Below are 15,385 nucleotides of genomic sequence, written 5' to 3'. Positions count from 1 at the left end.
GCCTGGCCGTGGTCGCCGATCCGGACCGGTCGCCCGCCGATACCGCGGCCACCAGCACCTGTCACCACTGCGGCGAAGCACTGCCGACCCAGCCTCACCTGGCGGCGCAGGGCGGCGTCACGCGGGCCTTCTGCTGCCACGGCTGCGCGGCTGCCGCCGAGTGGATCGCCAGCGCCGACCTGGACGGCTATTACCGCCTGCGCAGCGCCAACGCCGCGCGCGTCGGCGAGGACCTGCCCGACCTGGCGGTCTGGGACCGCGCCGACGTGCAGGCCGAACACAGCCGGCAGGTACCGGGCGGCCGTGAGATCACCCTGCTCACCGACGGCATGCGCTGCGCCGCCTGCGCCTGGCTGGTCGATCGTGCGCTGGCGCGCGAGCCGGGCGTGATCGACTGCGGCGCCAACGCCGTCACCGGCCGCATCCGCATCGCCTGGGACCCGGCGCGTACCGCGCTGTCGGCGCCACTGCGGCGGCTGGCGATGCTCGGTTACCGTCCGTACCTCGCCGGCAGCGAGGCCGCCGAGCGGCAGCGCACCCGCGAGCGCCGGCGCTGGCTGCTGCGGCTGGGCATCGCCGGGCTCGGCATGCTGCAGGCGATGATGCTGGCCGAGGCGCTGTACCTGGATTTCAACAGCACCATGCCGGTGCCCACGCGCGATTTCTTCCGCTGGCTGACCTTCCTGCTGTGCACGCCGGTAGTGTTCTATTCCGGCTGGCCGTTCCTGTCCGGCGCGATGCGCGAACTGCGCGAACGCCGCCTGGGCATGGACGTGCTGATCGCCAGCTCCACCCTGCTGGCCTACCTGGCCAGCCTGCTGGAGACCATCCGCGGTGGTCCGCACGTCTGGTACGACGCGGCGGTGATGTTCGTGTTCCTGCTGCTCGCCGCGCGCATGCTCGAACAGCGCGCGCGCTCGGTGGCCAGCGCCCAGGTCGATGCGCTGGCGCGTGCGCGCCCGGCCTTCGCCACCCGCGAACTGGCCGACGGCCGCCGCGAGTCCGTGCCGCTGGCGGCGCTGGACGTCGGCGACGTGGCCTGCGTGGCGGCCGGCGAAGCGGTGCCGGCCGACGGCGTGCTGCTCGGCGACGGCAACGACGAGGCCTGGTTCGAGGAGGCGCTGCTGACCGGCGAATCGGCACCGGTGCGCAAGCAGCCCGGCGAGCCGGTCTATGCCGGTACCGTCTGCCGCGAGCGCCCGGCGCGGCTGCGCGTCGCCCTCACCGGCACCGCCACCCGCCTGTCGCAGCTGGCGCGGCTGGTCGAACAGGCGCAGGAACACCGGCCCGCGCTGGCGCGCCTGGCCGACCGCATCGGCAGCCGTTTCGTGCTGGCGCTGCTGCCGGTGGCGCTGGTCGTATTCGCCGGCTGGTGGCACTACCAGCCCGAGCGCGCGCTGGAAGTCACCCTCGCCCTGCTGGTCATCAGCTGCCCCTGCGCGCTGTCGCTGTCGGTGCCGGCGGCACTGGCCACCGCGCATGGCGCGCTGGCCCGCATCGGCCTGCTGGCGGTGCGCGCGGACGCGATGGACACGCTGGCGCGCGCCACCGACATCGTGTTCGACAAGACCGGCACGCTCAGCGACGGCCGCCCGGTGCTGGCCGCCACGCAGGTGCTGGACGCCTCGCTGGACACGGCAAGTGCGCTGGATATCGCCGCGGCGCTGGAGCGCGACAGCGGCCATCCGCTGGCGGCCGCCTTCACCCGTGGCGACGCCGACGCGCTTCCCGCCAACCAGGTCGAAACCGTGCCCGGGCGTGGCGTGCAGGGTCTGGTCGATGGCCGTCGCTGGCGACTGGGCCGGGCCGACTTCGCCGCCGCGCGCGAGGACGATGGCGCGCTGTGGCTGGGCGACGGCCAGCGCGCCGCCGCCCGCTTCGTGCTGGAAGAACGCGCCCGCGACGACGCTGCGCAGGCGCTGGCCGCGCTGCGCGCGCAGGGCCTGCGCGTGCATCTGGCCAGCGGCGACGGCGAGACCGCCGTGCAGCGCATGGCCGCGACGCTGGGGCTGGACGATGCGCATGCGCGGCAGTCGCCCGAGGACAAGCTGGAACTGGTGCGGCGGCTGCAGGCCGAAGGCCGGGTCGTGGCGATGGTCGGCGACGGCCTCAACGACGCGCCGGTGCTGGCCGGCGCCGATGTCTCCATCGCCATGGGCGAAGGCGCCTCGCTGGCGCACCGCGCCGCCGACCTGGTCACCACCGGCGGCGGCCTGCGGCGCATTCCCGCCGCGATCGCGCTGGCGCGTGCCACCCAGCGCATCATCCGCCAGAATCTGGCCTGGGCCACCGGCTACAACCTGCTGGCCCTGCCGCTGGCCGCGGCCGGCTGGGTCACACCATGGCTGGCGGCGCTGGGCATGGCCCTGTCGTCGCTGATCGTGACCCTCAACGCCCTGCGCCTGGCGCGGCTCAAGACACCGATGGAGGCAAGCTGATGGCCATCCTGCTGATGCTGATCCCGATCAGCCTGGTCCTGCTCGGACTGGCCGTGGCCGCGTTCGTCTGGGCGGTCAAGCGCGGCCAGTTCGACGATCTCGACACGCCGGCGCTGGACATCCTCGAAGACAACGACCGCCCCGCCCCGCCGCCGCAACCGGCCGCGGACACCGTGTCCACGGATCCGACCCGCGGCGGTTGAACGTGTTGCCGCTGGACATCCCGGTCCTGACTGCCGCCCTCGTCGCCGGCCTGCTCGGCGGCCTGCACTGCGCGGTGATGTGCGGCGGCATCGCCACCGGCTTCCCGGCGATGGCGCCGGGCCGCGCCCTGAGCGTCGCCTGGCAGACCAATCTTGGCCGCGTCGGCGGCTACACGCTGGCCGGCGCGCTGGCCGGCGGCCTCGGCGGCGGCATCCTGCGGCTGGCGCGCAGCGACACTCTCGCGCTGGGCGTGCGTGTCGCCGCCGGCGTCGCCCTGGTCCTGCTCGCGCTGCGCCTGCTCGGCCATGGCGGCCGTTTCGATCTGCTGGCGCGTCCCGGCCAACAGCTGTGGCAGTGGCTGCGGCCGCTGCACCGCCACCTGCTGCCGGCGGACCGCGCCTGGCGGCGCCTCGCGCTGGGCGCGCTGTGGGGCTGGATGCCCTGCGGCCTGAGCCTGAGCCTGTTGAGCGTGGCCTGGCTGCAGGCCAATGCGCTGGGAGGCGCCCTGGTGATGGCGGTATTCGGCCTGGCCACGCTGCCGGTGATGCTGCCGCTGACCTGGTCCGGCGCGCGCATGGGCCGCTGGCTGCAACGCCCCGGCCTGCGCATGGCCATGGCAGGTTTCGTCCTCGCCGCCGGCCTGTTGACCATCGCCGCGCCCTGGCTGATGCAGGTCCCGGCCCTGCATGGCGTGCTCGGCGCGCTGGGCTGCCGGCCGCTGTAACCGTCCCTCCGCTACCGGCCGCGCCGATCAGTGGCGGTGACCATGGCCTCCGTGGTCGTGGTCGTGGTCGTGGTCGTCATGAGCATGCCGCGCCTGCGGCGCATGCGCGGTGCATGCATCGCCGCAATGATCGGCTTCCACCTGCAGGGTCACGTGATCGATGGCGAAGCGCTCATGCAGCATGCCGGCCAGCGCGCGCCGCAGCGCGTCCGCGCCCTGCCCGTCGACCATCACCACATGCGCGGTGAGCGCCGGCGTGCTCGATCCCAGCGCCCACACGTGCAGGTCATGGATATCGGCCACCCCCGCATGCCCGCGCAGCGCCTGCTCCACGTCGGCCAGCGCCATGCCCTTGGGCACGCCCTCGAGCAGCACGTTCAGGGCATCGCGCAACAGCACCCAGGTGCGCGGCAACACCCACAGGCCGATCAGCACCGCGAGGATCGGATCGACCAGGGTCCAGCCGGTGAAGCGGATGACCAGCGCGGCGATGATCACCGCCACCGAGCCGAGCATGTCGCTCCACACTTCCAGGTAGGCGCCCTTGACGTTGAGGCTCTCGCCGCTGCCGGCACTGAGCAGGCGCATGGCGATCAGGTTCACCAGCAGGCCGAAGCCGGCCACCCACAACATGCCGGTCGAGGCGATGGCCTGCGGCTCGCGGAAGCGGGCGGCCGCCTCCCACAGGATGTACAGGCCCACCGCGAACAACAGCCCGCCATTGACCAGCGCACCCAGCGCTTCCAGCCGCGCGTAACCATAGGTGCGGCGCGCATCGGGGGGCCGCCGGCTGAGCCGCACCGCGGTCAGGGCGATCACCAGCGCGAGCGCGTCGGTGGCCATGTGCGCCGCATCCGACAGCAGCGCCAGGCTGTTGGTCATGAACGCGCCGACCACTTCCACCACGAGGTAGGACGAAGTCAGCGCCAGCGCCCACCACAGGGGTTTTTCGTGGCGGATCTCGCTGGGAAGGTGGTTGTGGTCGTGGCTCATGGCGGGCTCCCTGCAGGACGGCGCCAGCTTAGTGAGCCCGGTCCGGCGGAGACTATTACATCGCCGCCGGCCAGGTGGCCCCGGACAGCCCTTGGTCAGCCCGCGGACAGCGGGGTCAACGCGGCCCCAGCACCGCCTGCAGATCGTCGCCCTGCGGCAGGCCCGAGCGCGTCTGCACGCTGCCGTCCGCGCCCCTGAAAACGATGCCCGGCGTGCCCTGGAAGCCGAGTTCCAGCATCGCCAGTTCGTTGTCGCGCAGCTTGGCCTCGGCGTCGGCCGGCACCTTCGCCAGCCCCTTGATGCCGCCGCGGGCGAAGTTGCGCTCGTTCTCCTGCAACGCCTGCGCCGGCGATGCCGCGCCCAGGATCGCCGCGGCCTTGTTGGCGCTGTCCTCGCGGATCACGCCCACCAGGATCTGCCGGATCTGCACCTTGCCCGATTCCACCCAGGGCCGCGCCGCTTCCCAGAAGCGGTTGCAGTACGGGCAGTTGGGATCGCTGAAGGCATAGACGATACGCGGCGCATCGGCCTTGCCGTCGGCCACCCAGTGGCTGGACTCGACCCGCTGCCACATCTTCGCGCCCATCGGCCCGGACACCAGTTCCTTGAGCTTGGCCGCGCCCACATCCTCGCCCTTGGCGTTGACCAGGGTGCCGACGATCGCATGCTGCCCGTCCCTGGACACGTACACCGCCAGCGGGCGCTGCCCGGCGACGCCGGCATAGCCGGTCAGCCCCACCGGCGTCTCGAAGGTGCCCATGAATTCCACGCCCTGCCCGCGCAGGGTCTTGACCACTTCCGGTTCGACAGTGGTGGTGGGGTTGTCGGCCTTGTTGGCGGCCGGTGGCGCGGCGCCGCCATCGCGGGCGCAGGCCACGGGCGCCAGCAGCGTGGCCACGAGCAGGAACAGGATGGAACGGGAGCGGATCATCGCGTATCTCTTCAGGGGAATCGGGACGTCATTGCAGTTCGCGCAGGCGTGCTTCCAACGTCGCCCGCGACAGTTCGCCCATGTGCGCGCCGCGCAGGCGGCCGTCGGCACCGAAGAACAGCGTGGTCGGCAGCGCGCGCGCACCGGTCAGGCGCATCAACTCCGACTCCGGATCCAGCAGAACGTTCCCCGGCGCCAGCGCTTCGGTATGCAGATAGGCGGCGACCTCGGCAGCGTCCTCGCCCTGGTTGGCGAACACGAAACCGATGCCTGGATGCTCCGCCTGCGCCCGCGCCAGCGTCGGCATCTCGCGTCGGCACGGGCCGCACCAGCTCGCCCACAGGTTCACCACCAGCGGCTTGCCCGCATACGCGGACAAGGCCACCTCGGTTCCCTGCACGTCGGCGAGCACGATATCGGGCAGTGCGATGGTCGAGCGCTGCACGGCGAACAGCGTCACGCCGCCGACCAACCAGAACGCTGCGCCCGCCGCCAGCCCCAGCAGCACCGGCTTGCGCGGCACGTGGCGCCGGGTCCGCCACAGCGCGTACGCCGATGCCGCGGCGATGCCGGCCCATGCCGAATAACCACCATCGCCCAGGCGGATGATCGACAGCGGATCGGGCAGATAGTCCGTGGCGTGCCGCAGCACATGCGCCACGCGCGCGCCAAGGACGCCGAGCAGGAAGGCATCGACCACCACCGCGCCGGCGCGGCCGCGCGCGCCATCGGCCGCCACCGCCAGCCCACGCGCGAACACCCAGGCGATGAAGGCCGCGATGAGGCCCAGCACGGCCATCAGCGGAAACGGGCCGGCGCTGATCACTTCCCGGCGTGCAGCGCCCGCGCTGCTTCCACGTACTTGGCAGCCTTCGGATTGTCGGCATTCCAGCGCGGCGCCTGCGGGTCGTTGGCGATCGTCAGGAGCGCCAATGCCACGGTGCGATCGATCGCGGCCATGTTGGCGTAGTCGATCTTGTCCCAGGTATCGGCGGGGCCGTGGTAATCGGGGAAGGCGTAGGCGACGCTGACCGTGTGCGCAGGCACGCCGAGATCGGCCAGCGCCTGGTTGTCGCTGGCGCCGAAATAGCGGTCGCTGTTCACCGGATGCCGGGTGATGCGCGTGCCGGTCAGTTCGCCGGCTTTGCGCAGGATTGCGCCCACGTCGGAATAGTCGGCGCCGGTGACCGCGGCGGCCAGCACCTGCGGCCCCTCGCTGTCGTCGGTGCGGCCGATCTGCTCGAGGTTGATGTTGGCCACGGTGTCGGCCACCGGCACCAGCGGATGCGCGCCGTAGTAGCGCGAGCCCACCAGCCCATGTTCCTCGCCGAACACCGTCATGAACACGATGCTGCGCTTCGGGCGCGGCTTCTGCGCCGCGAACGCGCGGGCCAGTTCGATCACCGAGACCGTGCCGCTGCCGTCGTCATTGGCGCCGTTGTAGATCGTGTCGTCGCCCTTGCCCTCGCGGATGCCCACGTGGTCGTAATGCGCCGTCACCATCACGTAGGTTTTGCTCAACACGGGATCGGAGCCGCGCAGCAGTCCCACCACGTTGCGCACCGGCAGCGGTGCCGGCGCATCGGCGAATTTGGCACGTTCGCGCTCGGGCGCGATTTCCCGCCAGTCCGCGGTCTGGAAGTAGCCGTCGTCGCCCAGCGGCTCCAGCCCCGCAGCGCGGAACTGCGAGGCGATGTACTCGGCGGCGATGTCCAGCCCGCGCGATGGCGTGCCGCGGCCCTCCAGCGCGTCCGACGCGAGGAAGGAGAGGTGCCCGCGCATGGCGTCGGCGGAAATGCTGGCGAGCAGTTGCGCCTGCCCTGGCGGCAGGCGCGGCTCGCCGGCCTGTGCGCCAGCAGTCACGAACAGGGTTGCCACGAAGGCGGTGCGCAGGATCCGGGAGACCGGCATGGACTGTTCTCGTTGAGGAAATCAACATGGAGTCTAGTGCCTGCCCGCCCTGGAAATCAGTGCCGGAAGCCAGGCTCCCCACATGCCCAGGGCAACGTGTCCTTGGCGCAGGCGACGACGGGTCAGGGTCTGCCCATCCGCTCCTTTCCACGCAGGACCGATGACACATGCCCCGCAACAGCCCGGCGGCATAGCATCGTGCGGGTCTTCCGCTGACCGAGGAAAGCCCGATGCCGCTTCCCCATCGTCTCCGCCGCGCATTCCTGCTGCCGCTCGCGCTGCTGGTCACCTCGCCCGCGTTCGCCGCCGAGCCGCCGGCGCCGGCCGGGCACGTCGATGCCGACGGCCCCTACGTGTTCCGCGAGGACGGCCACCTGCGCGCCCGTTGGATCTGCAACGACGCCGTACAGGAACAGGTCTGGGACGCCGCACAGGCCACGGTGCCGGCGCGCTGCGGCTATCCGCATCCGGTAGCGGCCGCATTGCCGGCGCCGGTAGCCACCGCGATGCTGCCGCAGGCATCGCGCATCGTCGCCGTGTCCGACATCCACGGCCAGTACGGCCTGCTGGTGAAGCTGCTGCGCGCCAATGGCGTCATCGATGGCGAGGACAACTGGGCACTGGGCCGCGACACCCTGGTGATCGCCGGCGACGTGTTCGACCGCGGCCCACAGGTCACCGAGGCATTCTGGCTGCTGTACGGCCTGCAGCAGCAGGCGGCCGCGGCCGGCGGCGCGATGCATTTCGTGCTCGGCAACCACGAGACCATGGTGCTGTACGACGACCTGCGCTACGTCAATCCCAAGTACCTGCGCAGCGCGCGGCTGCTCGGACGCAGCTACCCGCAGCTGTACGGCGCCGATTCGGTGATCGGGCAGTGGCTGCGCACCCGCCCGGTACTGCTGCGCATCGGCGACACCCTGTTCCTGCATGGCGGCATTTCGCCCGAAGCCCTGCCGCTGGTGCTGGACCCGGCCGCCACCAATGCCGCCTACCAGGCCTCGCTGGGCCGGCCCAAGGCCGAGGTCAAGGCCGATCCGGCCACCGCGCCGCTATACGACGGCAAGACCAGCCCGATCTGGTACCGCGGCTATTTCGACGGCCGCCTGGATACCGCCGGCGTGCAGGACGTGCTCGACCGCCTGGGCCTGAAGCGCATCGTCGTCGGCCATACCTCGATGCCGCACGTGAGCAGCTTCCATGGCGGGCGCATCATCGCCATCGACAGCAGCATCAAGAAGGGCGAGAACGGCGAACTGCTGTTCATCGAGGACGGCCGGCTCAGCCGCGGCCTGCTCGATGGCACGCGGGTGCCGCTGGCCGAGGGCACGATGGAAGCGGACGACTGACCCGCTAGAATCCCCATGGCCCACGCGGGCCACCGCGTCCGCGCCCGTCAGCCTCCAGGTTCCCGCATGACCACCAACGCCCAGCCCGTCACCGCCGGCCTCACCCGCGCGGCCATTTTCCTCGTCGTCACCCTCAAGCCCGATGCGCAGGCCAGCGCATGCGGCCGCGCGGTGTGCGGCGACGTCGCCACGCTGGTGCGCTCGATCGGCTCGCGCGTGCTCGACGGCAGGCTGTGCTGCGTGGTGGGCGTCGGCTCGGCAGCATGGGACCGCCTGTACGGCGCGCCGCGCCCGAAGGAACTGCACCCGTTCATCGAAATCACCGGCAAGCATCATGCCGTCGCCACACCCGGCGATCTGCTGTTCCATATCCGCGCCGAGCGCATGGACCTGTGCTTCGAACTGGCCACGCAGCTGATGACGCGACTGGGCGATGCCGTGGCCGGCGCCGACCAGGTGAGCGGCTTCGGCTATTTCGACAGCCGCGACCTGATCGGCTTCGTCGATGGCACCGAGAACCCGGCCGATGACGAAGCCCGCGAAGCCGCCCTCGTCGGCGCCGAAGACCCCGGCTTCGCCGGCGGCAGCTACGTCATCACCCAGAAGTACCTGCACGACCTGCAGGGCTGGAACGCGGTGCCCGTGGCCGAGCAGGAGCGCATCATCGGCCGCGGCAAGCTGGACAACATCGAGCTGGACGACGACGCCAAGCCCAGCTACGCGCACAACGCGCTGACCAACATCGTCGAGGACGGCAGGGAACTGAAGATCCTGCGCAGCAACATGTCCTTCGGCGACGCCGCCAGGGGCGAATACGGCACCTTCTTCATCGGCTATGCCTGCACGCCGACGCGCATCGAGAAGATGCTGCGCAACATGTTCATCGGCAACCCGCCGGGCAACCACGACCGCCTGCTGGATTTCAGCCGCGCCGTCAGCGGCAACCTGTTCTTCGCGCCTCCGGCCGGCTTCCTCGAAGACGCCGCGGAGTAAGGCCGCGCCCACGGGGACACCGCGTGCGGCGGCCCGGTTCGTCGCCGGCGGCCCTGCCCCGTATCATGGGTCATCCATGCCCCACGCCCGTGCCGTCGCCCTCACCGGCCGGTGGCACGGGCCATCCGCCGGAAGCCAAGCACTTGCAACACGCCGAACCCACCAAGAAGGGCCGCCAGGACAACGGCGCGGTCGAACACACCCCGCTGATGAAGCAGTACTTCGCGGCCAAGTCCGACCATCCGGACCTGCTGCTGTTCTTCCGCATGGGCGATTTCTACGAGCTGTTCTACGACGACGCGCGCAAGGCCGCGCGCCTGCTCGATATCACCCTGACCCAGCGCGGCAGCTCCGGCGGCGCGCCGATCCCGATGGCCGGCGTGCCGGTGCACGCCTACGAGGGCTACCTGGCGCGGCTGGTGGCGCTGGGCGAATCGGTCGCCATCTGCGAACAGATCGGTGATCCGGCACTGGCCAAGGGCCTGGTCGAACGCAAGGTGGTGCGTATCGTCACCCCGGGCACCGTCACCGACGAAGCGCTGCTGGACGAGCGCCGCGACACCCTGCTGATGGCGCTCTCGCGCAGCAAGCAGGGTTACGGCCTGGCCTGGGCCGACCTGGCCGGCGGCCGCTTCCTGGTCAACGAGGTCGAAACCGACGACGCCCTTGAAGCCGAACTGGCACGGCTGGAACCGGCCGAGCTGCTGGTCCCGGACGAGGAGAACTGGCCGGACTTCCTGCGCCAGCGCAGCGGCGTACGCCGCCGCGCGCCGTGGCTGTTCGATGCCGACAGTGGCCGCCGCCAGCTGCTGGCCTTCTTCAAGCTGCACGACCTTTCCGGCTTCGGCATCGACGACAAGCCGCGCGCCACCGCCGCCGCCGGTGCCCTGCTCGGCTATGTCGAGGAAACCCAGAAGCAGCGCCTGCCGCACCTGACCGCGATCGCGATGGAGAACGCCGGCGAGGCGATCGCGATGAACGCCGCCACCCGCCGCCACCTGGAGCTGGACACGCGCGTGGACGGCGACACCCGCAACACCCTGCTGGGCGTGCTCGACAGCACGGTCACGCCGATGGGCGGGCGCCTGCTGCGGCGCTGGCTGCACCGCCCGCTGCGGCTGCACGAGGTACTGCAGCAGCGCCACCACGCGGTAGCGACGCTGATCGACCGCGGCACCGATGCCGACCTGCGCGAATCCTTCCGCGCGCTCGGCGACATCGAGCGCATCCTCACCCGCATGGCGCTGCGCTCGGCGCGTCCGCGCGACTTCTCCACCCTGCGCGACGGCCTGGGCATGCTGCCGGCCATCGCCGCACAGCTGGAAACGCTGGATTCGCCGCGCCTGCAGCAGCTGCGCGCCGAACTGGGTTCGCACGATGAAAGCGCGCACCTGCTGGCCGGCGCCATCGCCGAGCAGCCGCCGCTCAAGCTGTCCGATGGCGGCGTGATCGCCGAAGGCTTCGATGCCGAACTGGACGAACTGCGCCGCCTGTCCACCCACGCCGACCAGTTCCTGGTCGATCTGGAGGTGCGCGAACGCGAGAGCAGCGGCATCCCGACCCTGAAGGTCGGCTACAACCGCGTGCATGGTTACTACATCGAGATCAGCAAGGGCCAGGCCGACAAGGCGCCGGTGCACTACACCCGCCGCCAGACCCTGACCAACGCCGAACGCTACATCACCGAGGAACTCAAGAATTTCGAGGACAAGGTGCTGTCCGCGCGCGAGCGCTCGCTGTCGCGCGAGAAACTGCTGTACGAAGGCCTGCTCGACACCATCGGCCAGCACCTGGAACCGCTCAAGCGCTGCGCCGCCGCGCTGAGCGAACTGGACGTGCTGGCCTGCTTCGCCGAACGCGCGCAGGCGCTGGACTGGTCCCAGCCCGAGCTTCAGGAAGAACCCTGCCTGCGCATAGAGCGTGGCCGCCATCCGGTGGTGGAAGCGGTGCGCGAGGCGCCGTTCGAACCCAACGACCTGGACCTGCACCCGCAGCGGCGCATGCTGGTCATCACCGGCCCGAACATGGGCGGTAAATCGACCTACATGCGGCAGAACGCGCTGATCGTGCTGCTGGCCCACATCGGCAGCTTCGTGCCGGCCAGCCGCGCGATGATCGGCCCGATCGACCGCATCCTGACCCGCATCGGCGCCGGCGACGACCTGGCCAAGGGCCAGTCGACCTTCATGGTCGAAATGGCCGAGACCAGCTACATCCTGCACCACGCCACCGCGCACTCGCTGGTGCTGATGGACGAGATCGGCCGCGGCACTTCCACCTACGACGGCCTGGCCCTGGCCGACGCGGTCGCGCGCCACCTCGCCCACGCCAACCGCTGCTACACCCTGTTCGCCACGCACTACTTCGAACTGACCGCGCTGGCCGACGAAACCCACGAAGGCGGCCCCAGCGGCATCGCCAACGTGCACCTGGACGCGGTGGAACATCACGATAAAAGCGGGGGCGAAACGCTGGTGTTCATGCACGCGGTCAAGGACGGCCCGGCCAACCGCAGCTTCGGCCTGCAGGTGGCGGCCCTGGCCGGTCTGCCGCGCGCCACCGTGGCACAGGCACGACGGCGGCTGGCCGAGCTGGAGCAGCGCGGCGGCGAGACCCACGCGGCGCAGATGGCGCCACAGGCGCTGGACGCACCGCAGCAGTTCGGTCTGTTCGCGCCGGTGTCTTCGGCGGCGCTGGATGCGTTGCAGGCAATCGATCCGGATGAGCTGACGCCGAAGCAGGCGCTGGAAGCGTTGTATCGGATGAAGTCGTTGCTGTGAGCGCAGGCCTACTGGCTGCACGCCCCTGCAGTTGCAGTTGCAGTTGCTCGTGATTCTGCTGTTGCCCTTTGGCTTTTGACTTCCGGGTCCCCTTCCGCAGCGACGGAGCCGGCGGGAATAACCCGAAGGGCGACGCACATGGATGTGCGTCGTTTTTCTACGCGACAGGGATGTCGCGTAGAAAAATCCCGCCGGCGGAGTGGACCCGGAGTGCGTAGCACGGAGGGCGCGTAGGCAGGGGCGTGTTTCTCTTGGTTACTTCTCTTTGCACGAGCAAAGAGAAGTAACTCGCTCCTGCGCAGCAGGAGTGAAAGCTCTGCTTTCAAGCTTCAGCTTTGGCGGTTGCTTCTTTCCAGAACAAAGCCAAAGCCCAAACTACAGCTGAAGCAGGATCAAGATCTTTCGCTCCCCTTCGGGGCGCGAGCCACCTTGACCAGCCATTCGGCTGTTGAAAAAGCGCCTCTTTGGGCCACGTTTCTTTGCGCGAGCAAAGAAGAGCTTTTTCAACAGCCGAATGGCTGGTCAACACGGGCTGGGCCGCGATCCGTCGGGCTACGCCCGCCGGTCCCCTGTGCTCCTCGCGTGCCGAGGGGACGGCGCACAACTCGCTTCGCTCAGACACGTGCGCCTCTTCGCCCCTCGTCACGCTGCGGTGCTCGGCTCGCTCTACGGCCGGGGAGATCAAAAGCCAGAAGCAACTGCACAAGCACCGCAACGGCAACGGCAACGGCAACGGCAACGGCAACGGCAACGGCAACGGCGGGCAGCGTGCTGCTCTCAGGCACTCTCCGCCCGCGCCGCCACCAGCGCATCGTCGTGCGCATTGGCACGCAGCGCCGCCGGCCGCTGCAGATGCGTTGCCGCATAGGCCTCGAACACCGGCGTCGGCGCCAGCTCGCCGATGCGCATGTAGTAACCAAGCAGCGCGGCCATGTACAGATCGGCGACGGTGAACCTGTCGCCCACCAGATGCTTCCTGCCCGCCAGCGCGCCTTCCAGCGTGCGCATCAGGTCGGCCTCGTTGCCGTAGCCCGCTTCCACCGACGGCGCCAGTGCGCCATTCCGGCGCGCGGTGATGAAGGACTCCAGCGGACCGGCGGCGAACAGCATCCAGCGGTAGCAGGCGCCGCGCTCGGGCGAGCCGGGCGGCGGCAGCAGTTGCTTCTCCGGTACCAGCTCGGCCAGATGCAGGCAGATGGCCGCATTCTCGGTCACCACGCCATCGCCTTGGCGCAGCGCCGGCACCTTGCCCATCGGGTTGATCGCCAGGTACTCCGGCGCCTTCATCGTGGTGCCGTAGTCGAGGATCACCTCCTCGTACGGCAGGCCGGTTTCTTCCAGCATCCAGCGCGCGACGCGGCCGCGGGAGAACGGATGGGTGTAGAAGGTCAGCGTGGCGGTCATGGCAGGTCCTGCGTTGGAAGGAGCCTGCAGTGTGCGCGGGGGCTGCTGACAGCCGCTGTCAGCAGTCGACGCTCGCGCGCTGCCGTCGCTGTTCGCCCCAGCGCTTGAGCAGATGGTGGCGCTGCTCGGGATAGCGCAGGCCGGTGTCATCCAGGTCCACCACCCGATCGGCGCGAAAATGGCGGAAATCGCCGCGCATCTCGCACCAGGCCGCCAGCAGCCGGACCTCGGCCAGGAAAGCCATCGCGAACGGCCAGATCATCCGTTCGCTGGCGCGCCCTTCGGCGTCGCGGTAATGAATACGCACCCGGTTGCCGGCGCGGATCGCGCGGCGCAGCGCCGGCAGCCACGGCTCCGGTTCGGTGGGACGCCATTGCGGCGCATACAGTCCGCTGGTCTCCACCTGCAGGCGCAGGTCTTCGGGCAGCACACCGGTCACCCGGTCCAGCGCGGCGCCGGCGGCGACGGCCAGGTCCGGGTCCGCATGCGAGGCCACCCAGCGCACGCCGAGCACGACGGCTTCCAGTTCCTCGGCCGAGAACATCATCGGCGGCAGCAGGAAGCCGCCGCGCAGCTGGTAGCCGATGCCCGGGTCGCCGACGATGTCCGCGCCCTGCCCGCGCAGCGCGTCGATGTCGCGGTACAGCGTACGCAGGCTCACCCCCAGCCGCTCGGCCAACTGCGCGCCGCGCACCGGCGTGCGCCGCCGTCGCAGTTCGTCCAGCAGATGCAGCAGGCGGGTGGCGCGTTCGGTCATGCGGGGCGTCCGGGGCGGGTCGATGGGCCGTGCGGAGTCTGGCAGATGCGCGCGCCCACGGACATCGGCACGGACATCGGCGCGGCCTGCCGGCCGCTCCCCTTGCGCCGGGCCGGCATTCGCAACACATTGCCATCCTCGGCACCCGCACCGGAGGACTCCCATGTCACTGCTGCTCTATGGCCACCCGTTCTCGTCGTACACGCAGAAGGTGCTCATCGCGCTGTACGAGAACGCCACACCGTTCCAGTTCCGCATGCTCGGCCCGGACACGCCGCAGAACGCGGCCGAATGGCTGCAGCGCTGGCCGCTGCGCAAGTTCCCGCTGCTGGTGGACGAGGGGCGCAGCGTGGCGGAAACCAGCATCATCATCGAATACCTGCAGCAGAGACATGCCGGGCCGGTACGTCTGTTGCCGGCCGATCCGGCCGCCGCGCTGGACGTGCGTTTCCTCGACCGCTTCTTCGACCTGCATGTGATGAGCCCGGTGCAGCACGCGGTCGGCGGCGCGCTGAGCGGCGACGACGGCAAGGCCGGCGAGGCCCTGGCGAGCGCGGTGGAACGGCTGGAACTGGCCTACGGCTGGCTCGAGACGCAACTGGCCGGCAGGCAATGGGCAACCGGCGATGCCTTCACCCTGGCCGACTGTGCCGCCGCACCGTCGCTGTTCTATGCGGACTGGACGCACCGCATCGCCGGGAACTACCCCGTGCTGCGGGACTACCGCGCGCGCCTGCTCGCCCGCGCCTCGTTCGCGCGCGCCGTCGAGGAAGCCCGGCAATACCGGCCCTTGTTCCCGCTGGGCGCACCCGACCGCGATTGAAGACCGGCACCGGGCACGACCTGTCCATCACGCCATAGGCAAACCCTATGACTTCGAGCGGATCGTTCGATTTTCCAT

General features: G+C 70.3%; 13 protein-coding genes. 7 read left to right on the top strand and 6 right to left on the bottom strand.

What is annotated here, in order from left to right; all coding sequences use genetic code 11:
• Window positions 1–8 precede the first annotated feature (8 nt).
• Genes AC1DGW_RS01505 through AC1DGW_RS01495 form a run of 3 tightly spaced genes read left to right on the top strand, consistent with a single transcriptional unit; the run spans window position 9 to window position 3,366 of the window.
• Window positions 9–2,438 carry a heavy metal translocating P-type ATPase gene (locus AC1DGW_RS01505; protein ID WP_478018908.1) on the top strand — a complete coding sequence of 810 codons (2,430 nt, stop codon included), beginning with the start codon at window positions 9–11 and terminating at the stop codon, window positions 2,436–2,438.
• On the top strand, window positions 2,438–2,641 hold the full coding sequence (gene ccoS / locus AC1DGW_RS01500) for a cbb3-type cytochrome oxidase assembly protein CcoS (RefSeq protein WP_478018906.1): 204 nt from the start codon (window positions 2,438–2,440) through the stop codon (window positions 2,639–2,641). The genes AC1DGW_RS01505 and ccoS overlap by 1 nt, the downstream gene beginning before the upstream one ends.
• A gap of 2 nt (window positions 2,642–2,643) precedes the next feature.
• The gene (locus AC1DGW_RS01495) at window positions 2,644–3,366 is read left to right on the top strand and encodes a sulfite exporter TauE/SafE family protein (protein WP_478019604.1); all 723 of its coding nucleotides are present in this window, start codon (window positions 2,644–2,646) and stop codon (window positions 3,364–3,366) included.
• 27 nt (window positions 3,367–3,393) lie between these two features.
• Here the strand turns inward: AC1DGW_RS01495 and AC1DGW_RS01490 are convergent, their stop codons facing one another.
• From AC1DGW_RS01490 to AC1DGW_RS01475, 4 genes are all read right to left on the bottom strand, one after another.
• A complete protein-coding gene (locus AC1DGW_RS01490) occupies window positions 3,394–4,359 on the bottom strand; it encodes a cation diffusion facilitator family transporter (protein WP_478018905.1) in 966 nt (321 codons plus the stop codon).
• Window positions 4,360–4,474: 115 nt separating this feature from the next.
• The gene (gene dsbG / locus AC1DGW_RS01485) at window positions 4,475–5,290 is read right to left on the bottom strand and encodes a thiol:disulfide interchange protein DsbG (protein ID WP_478018903.1); all 816 of its coding nucleotides are present in this window, start codon (window positions 5,288–5,290) and stop codon (window positions 4,475–4,477) included.
• Between the two features lie 28 nt (window positions 5,291–5,318).
• The gene (locus tag AC1DGW_RS01480; protein ID WP_478018901.1) at window positions 5,319–6,089 is read right to left on the bottom strand and encodes a TlpA family protein disulfide reductase; all 771 of its coding nucleotides are present in this window, start codon (window positions 6,087–6,089) and stop codon (window positions 5,319–5,321) included.
• A 23-nt stretch (window positions 6,090–6,112) separates the two neighbouring features.
• A complete protein-coding gene (locus tag AC1DGW_RS01475; protein WP_478018900.1) occupies window positions 6,113–7,201 on the bottom strand; it encodes a M28 family peptidase in 1,089 nt (362 codons plus the stop codon).
• 230 nt (window positions 7,202–7,431) lie between these two features.
• Here AC1DGW_RS01475 and AC1DGW_RS01470 point away from each other — a divergent pair, with 230 nt between their 5' ends.
• The 3 genes from AC1DGW_RS01470 to mutS all read left to right on the top strand — a co-directional run bounded on the left by AC1DGW_RS01470 (window position 7,432) and on the right by mutS (window position 12,323).
• Window positions 7,432–8,550 (top strand): metallophosphoesterase, encoded by a 1,119-nt coding sequence (locus AC1DGW_RS01470; RefSeq protein ID WP_478018898.1) that lies wholly within the window; start codon window positions 7,432–7,434, stop codon window positions 8,548–8,550.
• A 66-nt stretch (window positions 8,551–8,616) separates the two neighbouring features.
• The gene (locus AC1DGW_RS01465; protein ID WP_478018897.1) at window positions 8,617–9,543 is read left to right on the top strand and encodes a Dyp-type peroxidase; all 927 of its coding nucleotides are present in this window, start codon (window positions 8,617–8,619) and stop codon (window positions 9,541–9,543) included.
• Between the two features lie 209 nt (window positions 9,544–9,752).
• A complete protein-coding gene (gene mutS / locus AC1DGW_RS01460; RefSeq protein WP_478019601.1) occupies window positions 9,753–12,323 on the top strand; it encodes a DNA mismatch repair protein MutS in 2,571 nt (856 codons plus the stop codon).
• A 777-nt stretch (window positions 12,324–13,100) separates the two neighbouring features.
• Here the strand turns inward: mutS and AC1DGW_RS01455 are convergent.
• A complete protein-coding gene (locus tag AC1DGW_RS01455; RefSeq protein WP_478018896.1) occupies window positions 13,101–13,727 on the bottom strand; it encodes a glutathione S-transferase family protein in 627 nt (208 codons plus the stop codon).
• A gap of 58 nt (window positions 13,728–13,785) precedes the next feature.
• The gene (locus tag AC1DGW_RS01450; protein ID WP_478018894.1) at window positions 13,786–14,484 is read right to left on the bottom strand and encodes a helix-turn-helix transcriptional regulator; all 699 of its coding nucleotides are present in this window, start codon (window positions 14,482–14,484) and stop codon (window positions 13,786–13,788) included.
• Window positions 14,485–14,647: 163 nt separating this feature from the next.
• Between AC1DGW_RS01450 and AC1DGW_RS01445 the strand changes: the two genes are divergently transcribed.
• Window positions 14,648–15,307: a glutathione S-transferase family protein gene (locus AC1DGW_RS01445; protein ID WP_478018892.1), complete on the top strand. Its 660-nt coding sequence runs from the start codon at window positions 14,648–14,650 to the stop codon at window positions 15,305–15,307.
• The last annotated feature ends 78 nt before the right edge of the window (window positions 15,308–15,385 follow it).

The sequence above is a fragment of the Stenotrophomonas sp. 05N423 genome (genome assembly GCF_056397145.1).
This window is presented reverse-complemented; position numbering and strand designations above follow the sequence as displayed.

What these genes read in the sequence shown, in the direction of transcription:
- AC1DGW_RS01475 (WP_478018900.1), bottom strand. Translation starts at nt 7,201, where the DNA reads ATGCCGGTCTCCCGGATCCTGCGCACCGCCTTCGTGGCAACCCTGTTC.
- AC1DGW_RS01480 (WP_478018901.1), bottom strand. Translation starts at nt 6,089, where the DNA reads ATGGCCGTGCTGGGCCTCATCGCGGCCTTCATCGCCTGGGTGTTCGCG.
- AC1DGW_RS01455 (WP_478018896.1), bottom strand. Translation starts at nt 13,727, where the DNA reads ATGACCGCCACGCTGACCTTCTACACCCATCCGTTCTCCCGCGGCCGC.
- ccoS (WP_478018906.1), top strand. Translation starts at nt 2,438, where the DNA reads ATGGCCATCCTGCTGATGCTGATCCCGATCAGCCTGGTCCTGCTCGGA.
- dsbG (WP_478018903.1), bottom strand. Translation starts at nt 5,290, where the DNA reads ATGATCCGCTCCCGTTCCATCCTGTTCCTGCTCGTGGCCACGCTGCTG.
- AC1DGW_RS01465 (WP_478018897.1), top strand. Translation starts at nt 8,617, where the DNA reads ATGACCACCAACGCCCAGCCCGTCACCGCCGGCCTCACCCGCGCGGCC.
- mutS (WP_478019601.1), top strand. Translation starts at nt 9,753, where the DNA reads ATGAAGCAGTACTTCGCGGCCAAGTCCGACCATCCGGACCTGCTGCTG.
- AC1DGW_RS01450 (WP_478018894.1), bottom strand. Translation starts at nt 14,484, where the DNA reads ATGACCGAACGCGCCACCCGCCTGCTGCATCTGCTGGACGAACTGCGA.
- AC1DGW_RS01445 (WP_478018892.1), top strand. Translation starts at nt 14,648, where the DNA reads ATGTCACTGCTGCTCTATGGCCACCCGTTCTCGTCGTACACGCAGAAG.
- AC1DGW_RS01470 (WP_478018898.1), top strand. Translation starts at nt 7,432, where the DNA reads ATGCCGCTTCCCCATCGTCTCCGCCGCGCATTCCTGCTGCCGCTCGCG.
- AC1DGW_RS01490 (WP_478018905.1), bottom strand. Translation starts at nt 4,359, where the DNA reads ATGAGCCACGACCACAACCACCTTCCCAGCGAGATCCGCCACGAAAAA.